General features: G+C 50.9%; 16 protein-coding genes and 3 tRNA genes. 9 read left to right on the forward strand and 10 right to left on the reverse strand.

What is annotated here, in order from left to right; genetic code table 11:
* Positions 1-151: 151 nt before the first annotated feature.
* The 6 genes from ETV65_RS13235 to ETV65_RS13260 form a co-directional block, all read right to left on the reverse strand.
* Positions 152-313: a DUF1328 domain-containing protein gene (locus ETV65_RS13235; RefSeq protein WP_013577105.1), complete on the reverse strand. Its 162-nt coding sequence runs from the start codon at positions 311-313 to the stop codon at positions 152-154.
* 321 nt (positions 314-634) lie between these two features.
* Complete coding sequence (gene osmY, locus ETV65_RS13240; RefSeq protein WP_129953279.1) at positions 635-1,228, reverse strand: molecular chaperone OsmY; 594 nt, start codon at positions 1,226-1,228, stop codon at positions 635-637.
* Positions 1,229-1,660: 432 nt separating this feature from the next.
* Positions 1,661-3,250 (reverse strand): peptide chain release factor 3, encoded by a 1,590-nt coding sequence (gene prfC / locus ETV65_RS13245; protein ID WP_129953280.1) that lies wholly within the window; start codon positions 3,248-3,250, stop codon positions 1,661-1,663.
* Between the two features lie 165 nt (positions 3,251-3,415).
* On the reverse strand, positions 3,416-3,577 hold the full coding sequence (locus ETV65_RS13250; protein WP_240782837.1) for a hypothetical protein: 162 nt from the start codon (positions 3,575-3,577) through the stop codon (positions 3,416-3,418).
* A gap of 4 nt (positions 3,578-3,581) precedes the next feature.
* The gene (rimI, locus tag ETV65_RS13255) at positions 3,582-4,025 is read right to left on the reverse strand and encodes a ribosomal protein S18-alanine N-acetyltransferase (protein ID WP_129953281.1); all 444 of its coding nucleotides are present in this window, start codon (positions 4,023-4,025) and stop codon (positions 3,582-3,584) included.
* Positions 3,994-4,407, reverse strand: a complete 414-nt coding sequence (locus ETV65_RS13260) for a DNA polymerase III subunit psi (RefSeq protein ID WP_129953282.1) — start codon at positions 4,405-4,407, stop codon at positions 3,994-3,996. Before ETV65_RS13260 ends, rimI begins: the two co-directional genes overlap by 32 nt.
* 113 nt (positions 4,408-4,520) lie before the next feature.
* Between ETV65_RS13260 and rsmC the strand changes: the two genes are divergently transcribed.
* Positions 4,521-5,567: a 16S rRNA (guanine(1207)-N(2))-methyltransferase RsmC gene (gene rsmC, locus ETV65_RS13265; RefSeq protein WP_015698767.1), complete on the forward strand. Its 1,047-nt coding sequence runs from the start codon at positions 4,521-4,523 to the stop codon at positions 5,565-5,567.
* Between the two features lie 4 nt (positions 5,568-5,571).
* Here rsmC and ETV65_RS13270 read toward each other — a convergent pair whose 3' ends face one another.
* Positions 5,572-6,564: an aldo/keto reductase gene (locus ETV65_RS13270; RefSeq protein WP_129953283.1), complete on the reverse strand. Its 993-nt coding sequence runs from the start codon at positions 6,562-6,564 to the stop codon at positions 5,572-5,574.
* Positions 6,565-6,688: 124 nt separating this feature from the next.
* On the opposite strand from ETV65_RS13270, the gene ETV65_RS13275 reads away from it, so the two are divergent.
* From ETV65_RS13275 to ETV65_RS13290, 4 genes are all read left to right on the forward strand, one after another.
* Positions 6,689-7,627: a LysR family transcriptional regulator gene (locus ETV65_RS13275; RefSeq protein WP_129953284.1), complete on the forward strand. Its 939-nt coding sequence runs from the start codon at positions 6,689-6,691 to the stop codon at positions 7,625-7,627.
* 194 nt (positions 7,628-7,821) lie between these two features.
* Positions 7,822-7,907 (forward strand) — tRNA-Leu (locus tag ETV65_RS13280).
* Between the two features lie 36 nt (positions 7,908-7,943).
* Positions 7,944-8,029, forward strand: a tRNA-Leu gene (locus ETV65_RS13285).
* A 41-nt stretch (positions 8,030-8,070) separates the two neighbouring features.
* Positions 8,071-8,157: transfer RNA gene (locus tag ETV65_RS13290), tRNA-Leu, on the forward strand.
* Between the two features lie 112 nt (positions 8,158-8,269).
* Here the strand turns inward: ETV65_RS13290 and ETV65_RS13295 are convergent.
* Entirely contained in the window at positions 8,270-8,554 is a 285-nt protein-coding gene (locus ETV65_RS13295; protein ID WP_129953285.1) for a DUF1435 domain-containing protein, read from the reverse strand.
* Positions 8,555-8,855: 301 nt separating this feature from the next.
* On the opposite strand from ETV65_RS13295, the gene ETV65_RS13300 reads away from it, so the two are divergent.
* Both ETV65_RS13300 and rhaT read left to right on the forward strand, forming a co-directional pair.
* Positions 8,856-9,950 (forward strand): GGDEF domain-containing protein, encoded by a 1,095-nt coding sequence (locus ETV65_RS13300; protein ID WP_129953286.1) that lies wholly within the window; start codon positions 8,856-8,858, stop codon positions 9,948-9,950.
* A 587-nt stretch (positions 9,951-10,537) separates the two neighbouring features.
* Positions 10,538-11,572, forward strand: coding sequence for an L-rhamnose/proton symporter RhaT (gene rhaT, locus ETV65_RS13305; protein ID WP_129953287.1), 1,035 nt, complete (start codon positions 10,538-10,540; stop codon positions 11,570-11,572).
* Between the two features lie 28 nt (positions 11,573-11,600).
* Here the strand turns inward: rhaT and rhaR are convergent, their stop codons facing one another.
* Positions 11,601-12,473: an HTH-type transcriptional activator RhaR gene (rhaR, locus tag ETV65_RS13310; protein ID WP_129953288.1), complete on the reverse strand. Its 873-nt coding sequence runs from the start codon at positions 12,471-12,473 to the stop codon at positions 11,601-11,603.
* 83 nt (positions 12,474-12,556) lie between these two features.
* Complete coding sequence (rhaS, locus tag ETV65_RS13315; protein WP_129953289.1) at positions 12,557-13,384, reverse strand: HTH-type transcriptional activator RhaS; 828 nt, start codon at positions 13,382-13,384, stop codon at positions 12,557-12,559.
* Between the two features lie 339 nt (positions 13,385-13,723).
* Here rhaS and rhaB point away from each other — a divergent pair, with 339 nt between their 5' ends.
* Positions 13,724-15,208, forward strand: coding sequence for a rhamnulokinase (rhaB, locus tag ETV65_RS13320; protein ID WP_129953290.1), 1,485 nt, complete (start codon positions 13,724-13,726; stop codon positions 15,206-15,208).
* A complete protein-coding gene (locus ETV65_RS13325) occupies positions 15,205-16,461 on the forward strand; it encodes an L-rhamnose isomerase (RefSeq protein WP_129953291.1) in 1,257 nt (418 codons plus the stop codon). The genes rhaB and ETV65_RS13325 overlap by 4 nt, the downstream gene beginning before the upstream one ends.

The raw sequence follows: 16,461 nt of genomic DNA on the forward strand, positions 1-16,461 counted from the left end.
TCCTGCTTTGGGTGAATTTCTTGCCAAAATCGGACGACAAAATCGTTACGTCCTGTTAACGGCCAGGATACCTGCATAAAAAAATCGCCCCCTTCACTGAAGGGGGCGATGTGATTAACTAACGCTTTTTGGCATCACTGAAGTGATGTGGTCAAAGTCGCTTACGACCCGTAAACAGGCTGACCAGGAACAGAATGATACCGACTACGAAGACGATTTTTGCAGCCCAGGCAGCTGTACCCGCCAAACCACCGAAACCAAGAGCCGCCGCGATCAACGCGATGATTAGAAAAATAATGCCCCAACGAAACATAAGCTTCTCCTTTACCCTATTTTCACTTTGCCATTTTAAAAGGTTGTGCCCCGCCTCGGGCCGGACTCACTGTGAAATATTGCCTTCTGACGCTTTATCAACCGGCTACAGCCAGTAACAAAAAAACGAATTACTTAATAAAGGTAGTCGAAAAATGAAAGTGTTAGCGTTTCCGACACGATATTTTTCCCAACTGCAGGCAATTCCGTTCATCCCGAATATTCAGCAGGCACATAAATAAATATAGTTATGCGTTATTCCGAAAATAAAGCGCCCTGCCCTGAGGAGGGCGCTATAGACAACAGCTACAGCAGATGATCGTTACGGTGCGACTTTCAGATCATTTTTGACGCTTTTCACGCCATCAACGGTTTTGGCGACGCTTTCAGCACGGTCAGACTGTGCCTGATCTTTCACGTTACCGGAAAGCTGTACCACGCCGTCGGTAGTTTCAACTTTCACGTTACGTGATGGGACGATGTCATCAGCCAGCAATTTAGCTTTTACAGAGGCCGTGGTCGCGCTGTCACCGGCATAGCCTTTAACGCTTTGATCTTTGCTGTCTTTGGTATGCAGTTTGTCGCTGACGGATTTAACACCTTCAACTTTAGTGGCTACTGCCACAGCCTGCTCAGCTTCAGCCTGTGAACCCACAAAACCGCTCAGCGTGACAACGCCGGAATTGGTCGTGACGGAGATATCGTTGCTTTTAATCGCTTTATCATCTACCAGAGCACTTTTCACTTTTGCTGTGATGGCACTGTCGCCCATGTAGTTATCAACTTTCTTCATGGAACTATCGATTTTTGCACCTGCGCTATCTGTAGTCGTCGTTGCAGCCAAAGCGCTACCGCTCATCAGTGCGGTACCCAGAACTACAGCCATCATGGAATAGGCAAATTTAGAATTTTTCATCGATTTCTTCCTTTCGGTTTATGAGCCTTGATTGCGGCTCTACACGTCACATTCTTGGTGACGCCTTCTAACAAATTGTATTGCTGCTGTTTTTACTTTCCTTGTAGCAGAGTACATCGTTTTATTCTGGCTTATGATCGCCATACGACATAACACTCTGCAACGTGACTTCAAAGTAGTGCTTTAAGCCACCCGTCCTGAACACACATTTAATATAGTCAAGAATGATCAGATTAGTAGGGAGATCGTCGAATATGGCCTCTAATGCAGACAAGTCTTAGTGCCGGGGGCGGTTTGCGCCCATTTTTCAGCCAGGGCGGTGATTAAATAATCAGGGAGGGTAAGAGGATAAACTGTTCCGGGCAGGCGAAAGGCGAAAAAAAAGACGGCCAATTTACCGTCTTTCTGTTTCAGAACCTGATAATAGAAGAATTAATGTTCGCGGGTTTTGCGGAATTTAACTTCCGGATAACGCTCAGACGCCAGATTCAGGTTCACCATTGTTGGTGCGATGTACGCTAAATTATCACCACCATCGAGCGCCAGATTGGTTTCATTTTTGCGTTTAAATTCTTCGAATTTCTTCACGTCACTGCATTCAACCCAACGGGCAGTCGAGACGTTCACAGATTCATAAATCGCTTCCACGTTGTATTCGCTTTTCAGACGCGCCACCACCACTTCAAACTGCAACACCCCGACCGCACCGACGATTAAATCGTTGTTGGCAATCGGACGGAAGACCTGTACCGCACCTTCCTCTGAAAGCTGTACCAGCCCTTTCAGCAACTGTTTCTGTTTCAGCGGGTCACGCAGACGAATACGACGGAACAGTTCAGGGGCAAAGTTAGGAATGCCGGTGAATTTCATGTTCTCACCCTGAGTAAAGGTGTCGCCAATCTGAATTGTGCCGTGGTTATGCAGACCAATGATGTCGCCAGGATAGGCTTCTTCAACGTGCGAACGGTCTCCGGCCATAAAGGTCAGCGCATCGGAAATCACTACATCTTTGCCGGTACGCACCTGACGCAGTTTCATGCCTTTTTCATATTTACCGGACACCACTCGCATGAACGCCACGCGGTCACGGTGTTTCGGGTCCATGTTGGCCTGAATTTTGAAAACAAAACCGGTGAATTTCTCATCATCGGCTTTCACTTCGCGCAGGTCAGTTTTACGTGGCATCGGCGCAGGCGCCCAGTCCACCAGACCGTCGAGCATATGGTCAACACCAAAGTTACCGAGTGCCGTACCGAAGAAGACCGGTGTCAGTTCGCCCTGCAGGAAAGCCTCATGGTCGAATTCATGCGACGCGCCCTGCACCAGTTCCAGCTCATCACGCAATTGTGCGGCCAGATCTTCGCCAACGGCAGCATCCAGCTCAGGATTGTTCAGGCCTTTGACCACGCGAACTTCCTGAATGGTGTGACCTTTACCGGTCTGGTACAGATACACTTCGTCTTTATAAAGGTGATAAACCCCTTTGAACAATTTACCGCAGCCGATTGGCCAGGTAATCGGAGAGCAGGCGATTTTCAGCTCACGCTCCACTTCGTCCATCACTTCCATCGGGTCACGGATGTCACGGTCGAGTTTGTTCATAAAAGTCAGGATCGGCGTATCGCGCAGACGGGTGACTTCCATCAGTTTACGGGTACGATCTTCGACACCTTTTGCGGCATCGATCACCATCAGACAGCAGTCAACGGCGGTCAGCGTACGGTAGGTATCTTCGGAGAAGTCTTCGTGCCCTGGGGTGTCGAGCAGGTTAACCAGACACTGCTTGTACGGGAACTGCATCACGGACGTGGTGATGGAAATACCACGTTGTTTCTCCATTTCCATCCAGTCGGATTTGGCGTGATGGCTGGAGCCACGGCCTTTTACTGTACCGGCGGTTTGAATGGCCTGTCCGAATAACAAAACTTTTTCAGTAATGGTGGTTTTACCGGCATCGGGGTGAGAGATGATGGCAAATGTGCGGCGCTTAGCCACTTCAAGGGCGTATTCACTTGGAGACATGTTTTTCACGTTTCTGCTGTTGGTCCGCCCTGCATAGGATTTCACATCACGTCAGAAGGTGACGTCAGGCAAAGCGGTAATAAAAGTTATAGCCGGCTATTTTCACTGATTTAGACGGTATGGGCAATCAATGGTTTTTTTGTATGGTGTGACTAAGAGAGCGCGTTAGAAACGGAAGTCGGTTGAAAGTGCGGCCCAGTGTTCTCGCAGAACTATTTTATGTTCTTCAAGCATCGGTAACTCCGTAAGCAAATCTGGCCAGCGTTCACGCGCAATTTCAATGGTTTCATCAGGATGCACTTTAACGGCAGACCAGGGTACCCCCATTCTTTCAGCCCAGCGGCAACGCCATCATGATGGCATCTTCGCGGCCTTGTGCGGCGGGATAGTAATTACGGCGAACGGAGAGTTCATTAAAACCGAGGCTTTCATACAGCGCGATAGCTTTGGCGTTGGAAGCACGGACTTCAAGCCATAACGTAAAAACATCTTTCTGCTCAAGCAGTTGTATCACTTCTTCCAGCAACCTGCGACCTAAGCCCTGTCGCTGAAAAGCCGGATCGATAGCGATATTAAACAAGGTGGCTTCGTCGAGAACAATTTGGGTAATCGCAAATCCCGCCATCACCTCGCCCTGCATGATTTTAAGGTTCAGGTAGCGTTCGCCCTGATTGCTGGCAAGCGTATTTTCAGTCCACGGAAAGGCATGACTGGCTTGTTCGATGGCAAATGCACGGGGAAGATCAGCGGGCGTCAGGATAGAAATGTTGTTCATTTTCACAGATCTGCTGCCAGAGCGCACGTTTGGCGCCGGCGTCTTGATAGAGTTCGGCCAGGGCCGGACTGGAGAGCTGCGGGCCAGCAAGAGTCAGCGGTTCGCTTAACCCCAGTCGCCAGATATTGCAGCGGGTATCTTCAGGTAACATAGTGACCTGTTCAGGTGTCAGGCGGTAAACTTGTGATTCTGTCAGCGCCAGGCTGCGCAAAACATCCCTGACCAGCGGATCATCCTCCGCTGGCGGAACGGCGGCAACAATCAGCAACTGGGTTTCCGCAGGCAGACTGACCGCCACTTCGCCTTGTAATACAGCAGGCCGGCGCAGCGTCCACTGGGTAATGCCCAGTTGTTGTAACAGCGTATCTCGTCTGGATGCCATGCCTGTTCCCTGCCGGTTGAAGTACGAAAAGCCCGGCTATGCTAGCAAACACATCGAACATGCGCCAATAAACCTCTATAATCGCCCGCTAATCCTTGAGGAGCCACACCCTGATGTCTGCATTAACTCCGGCCAGTGAAGTCATACTGCGCCACAGCGAAGAATTTGAAGGCCGCCGCGTCCTGTTCGCCGGTGACTTACAAGACAGCCTGCCTGCTGAAATTGACGCCGAAGAAGTTCGCGTCCACACCAATATGTATCACCACTGGCAGATGCTCAGCAAAGCGCTGGGAGAAAACGTTCAGTTTGGCTTAGTTGCTGACGCTGAATTCATCGCGCCGTGCGATGTGCTCGTCTATTACTGGCCAAAGAGCAAACTGGAAGCAAAATTCCAGCTGTTCAACTTACTGTCACACTTGCCAGTTGGCATTGATGTGTTTGTCATCGGTGAAAACCGCAGTGGTGTGCGCAGCGCGGAAACCACGCTCGAAGGTCTGTGCGAACTGAGCAAAATCGACAGTGCGCGTCGTTGCGGTTTGTACCATGGCCGTCTGGAAAAGCAGCCTGAGTTTGATGCTGATGGCTGGTGGGATCAGTACATGGTCGAAGAAGTGACCATTAAAACCCTGCCGGGCGTCTTCAGCCGGGAAGGTCTGGACAGCGGAAGCCTGTTGCTGATCAACAGCTTCGAAGAACCGGTTAAAGGTAAAGTGCTGGATGTCGCCTGTGGTTCCGGCGTGCTGGCTTCTGTGCTGGCCATGTACTCGCCGAAGATGAAAATCACGCTCAGTGATGTGAGCGCGGCCGCTATTGAAGCCAGCCGCGCTACACTGGCGGCGAACGATTTGCCGGGCGAAGTCATCGCCAGCAACGTCTATTCCGACATTGCCGGTCGTTTCGATATGATCATCTCCAACCCGCCATTCCACGAAGGTCTGCAAACCAGCCTGACGGCGGCGGAGCAGTTGATCCGTGGTGCGGTAAGTCATCTGAATATCGGCGGCGAACTGCGCATTGTGGCGAACGCCTTCCTGCCTTACGCCGCCCTGCTTGATGACACCTTTGGCAGCCACGAAGTACTGGCACAAAACGGTCGCTTCAAGGTGTACCGGGCCGTACGTGGACGTCCGCCGCGCGATCTGAAAAAGAAAAAACGTTAATCAGTCAGGCACTGAGGAAACGCATCAGTTCTGCGTTGTAGCGATCACCCGCTGCCACGCGGAAAGGAAATACTGCTTCGATCGCCGCGATTTCGGCTTCACTCAGGGAGACATCAAGCGCGGCGATGTTTTCCTCAAGATAATGACGATGTTTAGTGCCAGGGATCGGCACTATGTTATCGCCCTGCGCTAATACCCACGCCAGCGCCAGCTGCGAGGGTTTCACTCCTTTGTCCTGCGCCAGTTCACTGATTTTTTCCGCCAGTTGCAGATTTTTCGCGAAGTTTTCTCCCTGAAAACGCGGACTCTCGCGACGGTAATCATCCAAATCCAGATCGTCCACTGAACGGATTTGTCCGGTCAGAAAACCCCGTCCCAGCGGACTGTAAGGCACAAAACCAATCCCCAGGCGCTCACACGCCGGTAAAATGTCAGCTTCCACATCACGCGACCAGAGCGAATATTCGGTTTGCAACGCGGTGACCGGATGCACTTTGTGTGCACGCTCCAGAATGCTCACCGGCACTTCACTCAGCCCGATATAACGGATCTTGCCTTCATGCACCAGATCCGACAGCGCGCCGATCGTTTCTTCAACCGGCACCGTCGCATCAGGGCGGTGCTGATAATAGAGATCGATAACCTCCGTCCCCAGACGCTTCAGGCTGCCTTCTACGGATTGGCGGACATAGTCCGGATGGCCGTTTGTCCCACGAACCTGCGGGTTGGACGGGTCACGCACAATGCCGAATTTGGTGGCTAAAAAAACCTGATTTCGACGCCCTTTCAGGAAGCGTCCCAACAGTTCTTCATTGGTATGCGGGCCATACATGTCGGCGGTATCGAGCATTGTGACGCCCAGTTCCAGCGCGCGCGCAAGCGTTGCCATCGATTCTTTATCGTCGAGGCCGGTGGTGTAGAAGTCGCTCATGCCCATGCAACCCAGCCCCAGCGCTGACACCATCGGACCATTTTTACCCAACTGACGTTGTTTCATCGGATTTTCCTTATGACACAGAGTGAGAAGTAATCGGATTAAGTGTGGTTGTTCTTTCAGGAAAGATAAATCAGCAAAAACGTGCAACACTGTTCATAAATTGCAAACAATCACAGAGAACGTTATGGATCACATTCAGGCGATGAAAACCTTCATCCGCATTGCCGAACTGGAAAGTTTCAGCCGGGCGGCAGAAGATCTTAATGTGCCACGCGCCACGGTCAGTACCACCCTGAAACGTCTGGAACAGCGACTGGGTGTCCGCCTGTTTCTGCGCACGACACGCCAGGTCAAAATCACTGACGAAGGCAAAATCTATTATCAACGCTGTCTGCAATTGATTTCGGCGCTGGAAGAATCGGACGCTCTGTTTGCGCATCACAAAACCCAGCCCGCAGGCATTGTCCGCATCGACATGCCCCATTCACTGGCACGTGCGAAGGTGATCCCCGCGCTGCCAGCGTTTTACCAGCGCTATCCGCAGATAACCCTGAGCGTCAGTGCCAATGATAACGCCATCAATCTGCTGGATCAGGGGGTAGATTGTGTGGTGCGCGCGTGGCCTGCAGAAGATGATAATTTGCAGTCACGCCATCTGGCGGATTTGAAACAAATTACCTGCGCTTCTCCCGGCTATTTAGCGAAATTCGGTACGCCGCAGACGCCGGATGATCTCACCGGGCATCAGGCCGTGGGCTATTTCTTTGCCCACCAGCGGACAGAGTCGCATCTGGAGTTTGTGACTGACGGAAAGATTGAAAAGTGTCAGCTCGCCAGCAAACTGACCGTTAGCGGCGCTGACGCGTATGTCGCCGCCGCAAAAGCGGGCTTTGGGCTGATTCAGGCATCGCAACTGGCGATGACGCAGGAACTGGCACAGGGAGAACTGGTGGAAGTACTGCATCAGTATCTTCCGCCACCGATGCCGTTATACATCATGTATCCGCCCGGCCGTTTCCTGGCACCGAGGATCCGCGTGCTGCTGGACTGGCTGATCGCGCTGTTTTCCGTCCCTGCTGATCCGCTGAGCCAGAACCGCATTATTGGAAAAACCGTTGATTAAACCATCGATTAACCTGATGACTCTCTGTGACATTGAACCATTCATCCTGAATATGCTGTTTTTTACATCAAACGTCCGGAATGGGGGAAATAACTATTGACGCCTGTGGGAAAATCTCTAGAATTCGCCCCCGTGGTTGTGTTACTTGCTGATGACATTCCGATGAATGCGTCAACACAGTAATCAATTGGAACGCGATGGTGGCGGAATTGGTAGACGCGCTAGCTTCAGGTGTTAGTGTCCTTTGGATGTGAGGGTTCGAGTCCCTCCCTTCGCACCAATACAATCACAAGATTTATATTGCCCGGCACGGTACGCGATGGTGGCGGAATTGGTAGACGCGCTAGCTTCAGGTGTTAGTGTCCTTCGGATGTGAGGGTTCGAGTCCCTCCCTTCGCACCACTCCGGCAACTATAAATCAGCAGTAAGCAGAAATCATCTGTGCGAAGGTGGCGGAATTGGTAGACGCGCTAGCTTCAGGTGTTAGTGTCCTTACGGACGTGAGGGTTCAAGTCCCTCTCTTCGCACCACGTGATTATGCTCCTCAGCTTTTCCTTCCTGCGATACTTCTTTCAGTTTCAAAAAATAAAAAAGACCGGCAGCTTTACTGTGTCTCCTGTTTTTCATCTCAAAATCCTTATATTACAAAATAGTAAAATTCAACGTTACCGCAGCCAGACTGCCTGCCAGCGCCATGAATGATGGCAGCAACATATAATGGCGTAATGTGCGGTGAAAAAGCATGCCCAGTGTGACCAGCATCGCAACCACGATCAGCATACGCAACTGATCGAGTGACATATGTGTCAGGGCAAGCAGCGGCATCAGTGCGCAAGGCAATAATATCCCCCAGCCGCTGGTGAGACGTTTACCAAACATCCCTACAACCGCCCAGATCCCACATGCTATGACAATTGCCGGAATCATAACCCTGCTCCAAATAATGATAATGAGAACCAATATCATATAGGATTTTTTCTCATTTACCACCTATTTGCGGTCACGCTCTTCGTTTGGGTGACACCTGACAGCAAAAGTGCTAGTTTTGGGGCGGTTAAACCAAACCCGTAAAGTCTCCATTAAGACAGTCACTTAAAAACGATATTTATTGCATTCTAATAATTACATATTAGTACTATTAGCCTGCCCGTTTAGGATAATTATGCGGTGCAAGGCGCTAAAGCACTTTATCTATTCAGAACAACACAAGCTAAATAGAGTAAATTTGATGATATCTCATTCCTATGATGAGCTGCTTAAAAGCAAACATCGTCTGGCGATGTTGCTATTCTTTTTTTTAAATAGCGCAACAGCATTATTTTCTATGGCTTACCCGCCAGAGAATGCAGCCCCTGCGCCATTACCGTTGGTGCTGATTTTTGTGCTTTGTTTTTCAGGGCTGATATTTTCTTTTTTCAGTAAGAAAAATTACTCTGCCCATCTGAATATCTGTTCCATTGCCGTCGGCCTGTTATGGGCCTGGCAAATAGCCTTCCGCTTTGAAGCAACCAGCCATTTAGATAAAAATTATCTTTTGATCAGCTTGCTCAGTATATTATTTATCAGCGCCATCGCTTTATCAGATAATTTTCTGGCTTTTTGTCTGCATGCAGTACCTTCCACTCTTTGTGTGATTTTTTTGGACGAGTTTCAACATGTCAGCCGTATCCTTTTCTCAGTTTCATTACCACTGATTGGCCTGTGGCTGCATCATCTGATGCTGAGGCGCAGTGACGAATTCACGCGCAGGATGGTGGCCAATCTCTACAGTGAACGGGAAAAATTCAGCGACCTGAGTATGCTTGATCCCCTGACCGGCCTGTATAACCGCCGGGGGTTACAGAATAAGCTGGAAACACTGTTTAATCAGGCCTCCGGGCATTACGTCATGTTGCTCGATATCGACCATTTCAAAGCCTATAACGATAACTATGGCCATACGATGGGCGATCAGGCACTGGTGCGTGTTTCTGCCGCTATCCGCGATGCAGTGCGCTCGCGGGATGTGGTTGTCCGTTATGGCGGAGAAGAGTTTCTGGTGCTGATGTCCAACGTTCAGCAGGAGCATGCGGTTCGCATGGCTGAGCGTATCCAGAATAAAGTCCTCGGGCTGAATATCCCGCATTTGTTTAATGCTGAAGTTTCCACACATGTCACGGTCAGTGCCGGGCTGGCTGCGCTGGAGGAAGGTGACTTTATTCAGGCTCTGGGTAAAGCTGATACCTCACTCTATAACGCAAAAAACAGTGGTCGTAATAAAATATTTTATGCCTGGGATCAACCCGGAGAGATTCAGCAAACCGTCGAAGAAAAAATAGCCTGACGATTGTTTGTATGTCCGATTAACAACTTATTTAGCGTTCATAATTTTTGCGAATGATGTTCAGCGTTTTGCCGGTTCATCATAAAAATAACCTGCCATTCAGTTTCGCTGCATAAGCATTCAACTTTCGGCCAGATTAAGGGTTCTGGCTGAAAGTAAACAAATTGACTTAAATAATGAATGTTACTCTTCCTTGTTACTTTATAACTTTTTAATTCTATTTAAATAAGCCCTTCACGCCCCCCGATTGCCCCGAAATATTGACAGATAAAAATAATCCTAAAGCACATCTTTATGTCGCCTTCCCGCATGTTCTCAGCCTGTTCTGTAAACGGTCTCTCTCTATCTCATAAAATTCTTTAATTTGTTGATTTAATGTGATTATTAATTCGACCACCGGATTTGTGAACTGACTCATGTGCATCTTCCGGCGAGTGCCAGCGCTGATTTTCCGGTGGCACTGACCGGAAGGCTCCCCTGCCGGACACTTCTTACACTACCGCCACCCGCTGCCCGGATTTCTGCAGGATCAGCTAACAGCAGCGCTTTTGCTTACCCATTACTCTACATAATAAAAGGTCCGGTGTATGAACAGTTCGATAGTGTTAGGGATCATCTGGCATCTGATAGGGGCAGCCAGCGCAGCTTGCTTCTATGCGCCATTCAAACAAGTGAAACATTGGTCATGGGAAACCATGTGGTCGCTTGGCGGCTTTTTTTCCTGGATCATTCTGCCCTGGGCGGTCAGCTACGTGCTATTGCCTGATTTCCGGGCCTATTACGGTTCATTCAGTTTTGCCACTCTGTTGCCCGTTTTTCTGTTTGGCGCCATGTGGGGGATCGGTAACATCAATTACGGTCTGACCATGCGCTATCTCGGCATGTCGATGGGGATAGGCATCGCCATTGGCATTACCCTGATTATCGGGACGCTAATGACGCCTGTTTTGCAGGGCAAAATTGGCATTCTGTTTGGCACCTTAGGTGGCCAGCTCACCCTGCTCGGCGTATTTGTTGCGGTCATTGGTGTAGCCATTGTCAGCTATGCGGGCTTCCTGAAAGAAAAAGCATTAGGTATTAAAGCTGAAGAGTTCAATCTGCGTAAAGGGCTGATTCTGGCTGTAATGTGCGGAATTTTCTCTGCGGGGATGTCTTTCGCCATGAGCGCTGCAGTGCCCATGCACGAAGCGGCGCGCGCGCTCGGGATTGATCCGCTGTATGTCGCCCTGCCGAGTTATGTGGTGATCATGGGCGGCGGTGCGGTAGTTAACCTCGGCTTCTGCTTTATCCGTCTGGCAACACGTAAAACCCTCTCTTTGCGCGCCGATATGTCGGTGGCGAAATCCCTGCTGCTTACGAATGCGATCTTCTCCATTATTGGCGGCGTAATGTGGTATCTGCAGTTCTTCTTCTACGCCTGGGGTCATGCCAGCATTCCGGCAGAATATGATTACATGAGCTGGATGCTGCACATGAGTTTCTACGTCTTGTGCGGGGGCATCGTCGGTCTGGTGCTGAAAGAATGGCTCGGTGTAGGCAAAAAACCGGTACGTGTGCTTTGCATCGGTGCGCTGGTGATTATTCTGGCGGCAAATATTGTCGGTCTGGGTATGGCACTGTAAGCGCTGCATCGCTTAATGACCGCAGAATTTATTCTGCGGTCATTGAGGATAAAAGGATTTTACCGGCCTGCTGTGTAAAACGTTGCCGGTAGTCACGCGGCGAAACACCACTTGCCCGACTGAACACCACAGAAAAATAGTTACTGTCATCAAAGCCGCATTCAGCGGCCACATCACTGATTGTCATGTTGCCATAACGCAGCAAACTCATCGCCCGGCAAAGCCTCAGCTGACGTAAATAATGGGTCACACTCATGCCGGTGTGCTGCTTGAACAGCGAACGTAAAGCACGCGGATTAAGCTGATGTTGCAGGCAAAACGTTTCAAGGTGGAAGGGAGCGGCGATATTTGCCCGCAGGGCCATCAGCAATAAATCCAGCTGATGCGCATCCGGTAACGCGCCACTGTCCGGCCGCTGGCGAAAGCGTAATAACAAGAGTGCCAGCTGCATCAGCAGGGCTTCGCTCAGTTGCACCGAAAGCGGCTCCGATTTCATACACTCTTTAGCAAGCTCATCCACTTTATCACGCAAAACTGACATGCCAAGCGTACTCAGCCGCCAGTAACGTTGTTCCTGGCTGACATTCTCGCCCGGCAATAATTGCGACCAGTCGGCCGCCAGCCCGAAACGCTCACGGCAAAACAGCACATTATCCAGTGCCAGTTCGTTGACTGACTCATAGCTATGCCGGTCCCGTGAATTAATATAAAACAGGTCACCGCAGGTGATGGGATAAGGGATATCGTTCCAGACATGCAGACCATTACCGCGCCAGACAATAACCAGTTCATCAAAATCATGGTCATGACTCGGAAAGTCGGCCTGGGGATGGCGTTCAGCCACCACCACCGAATTCATGTCGGTCAGAAAGAAATCATTTTTATTCAATTTCAACGACATATTTGCAATCTCTCACCCGTTTGACGACAAAATAAACGAGGCAGTACTCAGGTAAACATACCGGAAACTGCGAGAGGTGCCGTTTAACGCAACTGATCACGCATGAGTTTTGGCGACACCGAAAATTCCCGACGAAACTGTGTCGAGAAGTGGTTACTGTCACTGAACCCGCAGGCATAAGCGATATCGGTAATGCTTTGATCGCTATGATGTAAACGACGGCGCGCTTCCAGCAACCTCAGCCGGTTAAGATACCGCTGCGGCGTCATGCCAGTGTAATGCTTCATCTGACGATGTAATGTTCGCAGCGCCAGTGAGAAGCGTTCTGCAGCTTCGGTCCAGTTGACTTCCTCACTGTAATGCGACTGGAGCCATTGCAAAAGTTGATTGACCCTGTTTTCCGAGGTATCTCGCAATTGTGGCTGGAAACAATCCTGATAAAGCAGGATCAGCAATTGTAAAAACAGACTTTCACGGGTCGCGATATGTTCCATTTCAACGCTGTCCGGCAGTGCTTCAAGTTGTGTAATGCAGTTCAGCACCTGTGAAAGTACACACGGGCTGAGCTGCCAGTGGATCTGCGACTGATAGTGATGTTCCTGAGGAAGGAAGTGGCTGACGTCCTGAATGAAACGGAACGCCTTTGGTGAGCGGAACAACACATTGGTCAGACGTAAGTTATCAACATTTTCAAACAGATGATGATCACTGGCTCGCACGAAACAGACCGCACCGGCCGTCAGTGTATAAGGGTTGTCGTTAAAGATATGCACACCTGATCCGCTTTCCACCAGCATAATTTCATGGAAATCATGGTAGTGCTCCGGGAATACATCTTGTGGGAGCCGGCGCTCAACCGTCACGGTCAGCTCAGGCGCCGCAAAATAATCATCACCTCTCAGTAACGTCATGTATCACCTCCGGTTCAAAATCACTGTGCTTCGGGGAACAACCCTACCCTGCGGCCTGCTTTCCTGCCTTCAAACCACGGCAGTAAAAGCATCATAAACGGTCATATTTCAAAGATTCCCTCTGCCCTGATGCAGATCTGCGGCAAAGATCACAATCGCTTATGCCGCATTACTCAGCTGCGGATAGCCCTGTTTCAGCCAGCTTTGGAGCATTATGTGATCTGCCTCGCATCTACCTTTTTAATGCTGCCATCCTGCCAAAACCGGTGGCAATCACCGGAAGGTGCCTTTCAGGCGCTCCTCCTACACTGGCCATATCTTCGATAAGGAATGGCCGCTATGACAACTCACCATCTTGCCGCTATTGACCTCGGCGCTTCCAGCGGCCGGGTGATGCTGGCGACATTTACCCGTCAGGATCCCGATCCGGCAGCAACGCTGACATTGAAAGAAATCCACCGGTTTCCTAATAACCTGATCCGCGTTGATGGTCACGATACCTGGGACCTTGATGCGCTGGAAAAACACATTCTTGAAGGGCTGAATCGCCTTGATGCGTCCGGTGTTCAGCTTGACGGTATCGGGATTGATACCTGGGGGGTGGATTACGTCCTGCTTGATGCTCAGGGGCAGCGGGTCGGTTTGCCGGTTGCTTATCGTGACAACCGCACGGAAGGCGTGATGGCGCGGGTGGAACAGCAATTTGGCCGTGAAAATTTGTACCAGAAAACCGGCATCCAGTTCATGCCGTTTAATACACTTTACCAACTGCGTGCATTGAGCGAACAGCAGCCTGACATCGTCAATAAAGCGGCTCACATGCTGATGATCCCGGATTATTTCTTTTACCGCCTCACCGGCAAACTGAACTGGGAATACACCAACGCCAGCACCACGCAAATGCTCAATCTCGCCACCGGTGACTGGGACGAAGACTTGCTGAAACTGGCGGGTGTACCACGCCGCTGGTTACAAAAACCCACCCAGCCGGGTCATTCCCGGGGAGTGTGGAAAAGCCCCCGCGGCCGCAGCGTGCCGGTATTCAGCGTCGCGACGCACGATACTGCCAGCGCGGTGGTTGCCGCCCCGCTGACCCGTTCACACAGCGCCTACCTCAGTTCCGGCACCTGGTCGCTGATGGGCATTGAAAGCCCGCAAGCCTTTAACCATGCTGAGGCACTTCACGACAATATCACTAACGAAGGCGGCATTGATGGCAGCTATCGTGTATTAAGAAATATCATGGGATTATGGTTGTTTCAGCGGGTTTGCCGCGAACTGAACATCCAGGATTTACCGTCACTCATCACGCTGGCTAAAAACGTCACGCCGTTCACTTATCTGATTAACCCGAATGAAGATCGCTTTATCAATCCTCCCTCCATGGTCGCTGCCATTCGTGATGCCTGCCGTCAAACGGGTGATCCGGTACCGGAGTCCCCGGCTGAACTGGCTCGCTGTATTTTCGACAGCCTTGCCATGCTGTACCGCAAAATTGCATTGCAACTTGCTCAGTTACAAGGGGCACCGCTGGAAGATATCCATATCGTTGGCGGCGGCAGCCAGAACCAGTTCCTGAACCAGCTTTGTGCTGATGTCTGTCAGGTACGCGTCAGCGCAGGCCCGGTCGAGGCCTCAACGCTGGGCAATATCGGTTGCCAGCTGATGGCGCTGAACGCCGTCAACGATACCGCTGAATTTCGTCGCATTGTTGCCACGAATTTTGAGCAACACCATTACCTTCCCCGTATTCACGCGGATTTCGCTATTCACTGGCGCCGCTTTCAGGCGCTCTGTCACGCCAATGAGGAACTCGCAGTATGACTTCATCTATCGATCAAGCATGGACACTTGCCAAAGAACGCTTTGCACAGCTGGGTATTGATGCCGAAGCTGCAATCAGACAACTTGATACCCTGCCCGTTTCTATCCATTGCTGGCAGGGGGATGATGTCGCTGGCTTCGAAAACCCTGAAGGCAGCCTGACCGGCGGCATTCAGGCGACCGGTAATTATCCCGGCAAAGCGCGTAACGCTCAGCAACTCCGCGCTGATCTGGAACTGGCAGTTTCCATGATACCCGGCCCTAACCGTCTGAATCTGCATGCGATTTATCTGGAGTCCGATCAACCCGTAGCCCGTAATGAAATCGAGCCGAAGCACTTCACCGGCTGGGTTGACTGGGCGAAGAAAAACAAACTGGGTCTGGACTTCAACCCGTCTTGTTTCTCACACCCGATGAGCGCAGACGGCTTCACGTTGTCACACGCGAACCCGGAAATTCGTCAGTTCTGGATTGAACATTGCCAGGCCAGCCGCCGCATTTCCGCCTCGTTTGGCCGTGCACTGGGCACACCGTCAGTGATGAATATCTGGGTGCCGGATGGCATGAAAGACATCACCGTAGACCGTCTGGCACCGCGCCAGCGCCTGATGAGCGCACTTGATGAAGTGATTTCTGAGAAGTTTGATATCACCGAACACATCGATGCCGTCGAAAGCAAACTGTTTGGCATCGGTTCTGAAAGCTACACCGTCGGCTCAAACGAATTCTATCTCGGTTACGCTGCCAGTCGCGGCACTGCGCTGTGCCTCGATGCCGGTCACTTCCATCCAACCGAAGTGATTTCCGACAAAATCTCTGCGGCGATGCTATATGTGCCCCGCCTGCTGCTGCACGTCAGCCGTCCGGTACGCTGGGACAGCGATCACGTGGTGCTGCTGGACGACGAGACACAAGCCATCGCCAGCGAAATCGTGCGCCATAATCTGTTCAACCGCGTGCATATCGGCCTGGATTTCTTCGATGCTTCGATCAACCGCATCGCAGCCTGGGTTATCGGCACCCGCAATATGAAAAAAGCCCTGCTGAAAGCCCTGCTCGAACCAACCAGTTTACTGAAACAGCTGGAAGCAGAAGGCGATTACACCGCGCGTCTGGCCCTGCTGGAAGAACAAAAATCCCTGCCGTGGCAGGCCGTATGGGACATGTATTGCCAGCGTCACGACGTACCGGTTGGCGGTCAGTGGCTGGATACCATTCGTCATTACGAAACCAGCGTGCTGGCAAAACGTTAA

It is taken from the genome of Rahnella sp. RFA10(1/100) (genome assembly GCF_004195115.1).
GTDB classification, from domain to species: Bacteria; Pseudomonadota; Gammaproteobacteria; order Enterobacterales; family Enterobacteriaceae; genus Rahnella; species Rahnella perminowiae.